Source organism: Acidisphaera rubrifaciens HS-AP3, assembly GCF_000964365.1.
Taxonomy (GTDB): Bacteria; Pseudomonadota; Alphaproteobacteria; order Acetobacterales; family Acetobacteraceae; genus Acidisphaera; species Acidisphaera rubrifaciens.
This window is the reverse complement of sequence record NZ_BANB01001177.1, coordinates 1-755: the sequence shown is the minus strand read 5'-3', so window position 1 is coordinate 755 and position 755 is coordinate 1. Positions and strand designations below refer to the sequence as shown.

2 protein-coding genes are annotated in these 755 nt (G+C 72.7%); both read right to left on the bottom strand.

What is annotated here, in order from left to right:
• Positions 1–231 (bottom strand): cell division protein ZapA (locus B8460_RS20560; protein WP_048863489.1); only part of this gene is annotated, 231 nt, incomplete at its 3' end.
• Between the two features lie 36 nt (positions 232–267).
• Positions 268–531 (bottom strand): hypothetical protein, encoded by a 264-nt coding sequence (locus B8460_RS20555; RefSeq protein WP_048863488.1) that lies wholly within the window; start codon positions 529–531, stop codon positions 268–270.
• Positions 532–755: the final 224 nt, after the last annotated feature.

Below are 755 nucleotides of genomic sequence, written 5' to 3'. Positions count from 1 at the left end.
GTGATCCAGCTCGACGCGCATGTCGTGCAGCTCGTCCGCCAGCATCAGGGCGGCGAGGGCCAGCAGCCGCGTCTCGCCGCCGCCGGCGGGATCGCGGCCGACGCCGCTGCCGAGCAGCCCCTGGACCCGCCGCTCGACCTCCGCGGCCATCGCCTGCAGATGCGCCTCCTGCCCGTCCTGGCAGCCCACGGTGTGGGGAAATCCGTTGATCTTGACCGTTACAAGGGCCATCGCGGCGCTCCTATCCGTCCCGTCACGCGGCCGCCCTCATACCGTCTCGGCCAGGACGGCACGCAGGCGCAGGATCAGTTCGTCCAGCCGCGCGGCGATCTCCGCCGCCGGCGTCGCGGCCATGCCCGCCTCGTCGCCGGGGGCATCGCCGTGGGCATCGACCTGGGGAGCATGGGTGCGTCCGGCGCGTATGATCTCCGCCGTCGCCACCCGCGCGATGCGTTCGAGCGCCGCCTCCAGCCGTTCGGCCGGATGCGGCGACGCCATCTCCTCGTCGGGCGGATAACCGGACTGCGACACGCGACTCCCCTCGAAAACCGGACCGAAGCTGACTTGAACACGATCCGCCGCGGGACTTGAAGCTTTAGCGATGCGAAATCTGCCCCCGGCCGCCGCTTCGGACCAGCATGACAGGACCGGCGCCCTGCCGCCGCCCGACGCCCCACGGGCGCCGGCGGTGATCGTGCACGGCCTGGCGGACGCGGTGCGGGCGCTGGCGCCGGGACGGCCGCTGACGCTGCTTT